Source organism: Desulfovibrio sp. ZJ369 (assembly GCF_011039085.1).
In the GTDB taxonomy this organism is placed as follows: Bacteria; Desulfobacterota; Desulfovibrionia; order Desulfovibrionales; family Desulfovibrionaceae; genus Desulfovibrio.
In genome coordinates this window covers 1-3,207 of the sequence record NZ_JAAKEI010000085.1, presented here as the reverse complement: position 1 = coordinate 3,207, position 3,207 = coordinate 1, and the positions used below count along the sequence as shown (strand labels likewise).

Below are 3,207 nucleotides of genomic sequence, written 5' to 3'. Positions count from 1 at the left end.
GGCCACGGTTTCCACAAGCTGACGCCAGTCCTCCACGTTTTCTTCAAGGATGGAGAGTTTTTGCAGGAGATTGCGGGGGTAGAACTGCCGGATGATCAGCTCGCCGTTTTCCACGGCCGTGTCAGCTTCGGAATCGTATTTGAAGGTGAGATCCTTTCTGTCGCGCAGGATGTCCACGACTTTGACATCCACACTGTAGTGGCCGCCAATGTCCATTTTCAGGCTGGCGGCCAGATCCGGCTCGTGCCCCATGCAGACCAGCATGATACGTTCCGCCGGGCTGCCCGGAGCGGCTTCCATGCGTTTTTCCATTTCCCGGTAATTGATGCCGTTGAGGATGGGGTTGAGGTCGGCCCGGGTGGCAATGCGGTTGACGGGCATGATTCTGACCTTGTAGCCGTCCTTCATGCCGTCAAAGACATCGGTGGATTCCAGCGGTTCGATTTCCAGCGCCTGAAGCAGCAAGTCCCGCGCCTGCACCGGATTGCGGAACACGTCGTAATGATTGACGTTGTAGACCTCAAAATTCAGATAGGGCTTTGCGCCGCCTTCCAGCAGGGAGGGCCGGGCCTGTTTTTTCTCGGCAATGATGCCGTTCAGGCGCTTGGTGGTGGTCTGAATGGCCCCCAGGTTGATGTCGGCCCCGATGAAACGCCGACCAAGCTTCATGGCCACGGCCTGCGTTGTGCCGGAGCCCATGAAGCAGTCAAGGACAATGGAGCCGGGGTTGGAGGAAGCTTTGATAATGCGTTCTAGGAGAGCTTCAGGTTTTTGGGTGGGATAAAATACTCTTTCAGTAGATTGCGCTGCTAATCCCGGAACATCATCCCAAAGAGTCTGAATCGGAACACCAAGTCCTTCATCCAGAAATTGTTTTCTTCGAGGGACATTTCCTGGTGAGGTTTGGACAACCAAACCTTCGGAAATCATTTGATTCATTTTGGCTTGGGAATATCTCCAATGCCTTTTTATTCCCATGACTTCATAAAAGGGATTACCTTTTTCTTCTCCTCCCGGAGCTGTCATGCTTGTTAAGCTATATCTTCTTCCATTATCAGAGTATTTAAAAAAACTATTAATATATTCATCAGAGTAGGGTGTATATATATTATTAAATATATAATTTTTTGATTTTGAGTATATCAATATATAATCCATATTATCACCAAAAAATTTACTCCCTTGCCCTATATTTCCTTTAACAGTAGTAGCTCGTTTCCACGCTATTTGATTAATAAACATATTTATACCAAAAATTTCATCCAATATTATTTTTACCGCGTGGAATTTATGTGCATCAAGATGAATATATAGGGTTCCATTTTCACTTAATATTTCTCTTATTATTATTAATCTTTCATATAGAAATTGTAAATATTCATCATTAGACCATATATCTATATACTGTTTTTCCTCAAAACTTGTGCTATCGGAGTTGGCATTGCGTCCTTGCAGTGTGATTGTCTTTTTATAATCCGCCTTTGAATCAAACGGTGGATCAATATACACCAGATCCACCTTGCCCCGAAACTCCTTGAGCAAATGGCTCATGACCTGCAAATTGTCGCCCCAGTAAATGCGGTTCATCCAACCGTCCACAGGATCGCCGTAGCGTTCCTTGAGCTGCGCCGGATAGTAATGTGTAGAGGTAAAAGGACGCTTGCCCGTCCAGCGCAGTTCGGGAAAGCCCTTGATGGGCTCCGGCTGCGGCAGGTCAAAGGTCATATCCTCTACATTTTGCCTGGGAGGCGTGGCAGGGAGGGTGTGCTGGGGCATGGAGGTTCCTTTTTCTATTTGACAATGCCAGAAAGCAATCCGCCAATGATTGAACTTACAAGCGGATTTTCACTGAGTTTTACTAGCAGATTTTTTGCTTCTTTTTTTTCAGTTTCTGATACAGATGCTTCGTTAATTTGGGCTTCAATGGTTGAAATAAAGTTGGAAAAATTTTGTATATTTCCATTTCCGATTTGGGTCGGGCCATGAACTGTTATTTGTCCTATATTCATCCCAAACATTTCTTGCTTTTTCCTCCCTGATAAAGCTTGCTCCTGTCCACGTTGTGTAAGTGATATGTCACAGAAATCTATGCCAATCGTCTGTTTTTTAATTAGTTCTCTTGTCATACATCGGTTAAGTAGAGAGCAAAAATAATTATATTCAAATCCAAGTGTGCGAATAATCTCATTTTCGCGATCATCGAAGTCGAAATAGGGGAAATCAATAGAGTATCCATCCCGTTCCAATACTTCATTCATAGCTTCAAGCAATTTTTGTATATCTTGTTCTATCTGAGACATTTTACAAACTCCTGTCACAAAACGCCTGCAAGTCACATTCCTTGCACAGTTTTGGCGTGCGTTCCTGAACGGCAAATTCTTTCCGTTCCATGCAGCCCACCACGGCGTCCACTTCAGCAATGGTCTTGTCCACGGACTTGCCGTCAAAGGGGAAGCGGTAGGTGGGCACGCCGGATGTCTCGCCCGTATAGTAGAGGTTCATGGCACTGACGGCAAGGCCGTGGCGCTGCTCCACAAGGTAGGCGTAGATTTCCAGTTGTCGCCGGTAGCGAGACAGCAAGTGGCGTTCGGCGTACTGGTTGGGTTTGGGCGTGGCCTTGAAATCCACGATCTCCACAGTATCGCCCTTGCCCTGAATCAGATCGATTTTGCCCGTCAGGATGTATTCGTCCCGCACAAGCGAAACGTCCACTTCCGTGCCGCGTATGTCCGCCCAGTTGCCGCGCTTGCGCTCCGCATAGCGCAGCACATGGCCAAGCGCCACCTCCCGGATTTGCGGGGCCAGGTACACGCGCTCCTTGTGGCTCAGGTTGGCGTAATTCACATCGAACCAGAGGCGGATATTGTCCTCGGTCACGCTTTCCGGCTGCTCGCGCAGGACGGCCTTGTGGATGTCTTCAATGGTCTGGTGGACAAGCTGGCCGAACAGCATGGGGCCTTCGCGCACCGGGCTGAACTCCCAGTATTTGAAAAACTGGTACTGGCGCGGGCAGCCCTCATAAAGGAGGACGTGGGAGGTGTAGGAATAGCGCCCCTTGATGCCCGCAGGCTGGACGGCATCCACGTTGAGCGCCGAAAGGTTGGCCGCGCGCCATTCCGGGAGCGTCGCATAGAACTTGTGGAAGTATTCCGTGGGGGTGCTGAGCTTGCCCCGTTTGGTGCGCTTTTCCTGGCAGGTGAGGACGAG

Annotated in this window: 3 protein-coding genes; all 3 read right to left on the bottom strand. The window is 48.7% G+C overall.

Annotation, left to right across the window (positions count from 1 at the left end; translation table 11 throughout):
• Positions 1-1,776 (bottom strand): site-specific DNA-methyltransferase (locus tag G7Y51_RS13295; protein ID WP_206214352.1); only part of this gene is annotated, 1,776 nt, incomplete at its 3' end.
• A gap of 14 nt (positions 1,777-1,790) precedes the next feature.
• A complete protein-coding gene (locus G7Y51_RS13290) occupies positions 1,791-2,300 on the bottom strand; it encodes a hypothetical protein (RefSeq protein ID WP_165178221.1) in 510 nt (169 codons plus the stop codon).
• Position 2,301: 1 nt separating this feature from the next.
• The coding region (locus tag G7Y51_RS13285; protein ID WP_165178220.1) for a PD-(D/E)XK nuclease family protein at positions 2,302-3,207 on the bottom strand (906 nt) is incomplete at its 5' end.

Excerpts from the sequence above, each read along its gene's own strand:
- G7Y51_RS13290 (WP_165178221.1), bottom strand. The coding sequence starts at position 2,300 with ATGTCTCAGATAGAACAAGATATACAAAAATTGCTTGAAGCTATGAAT.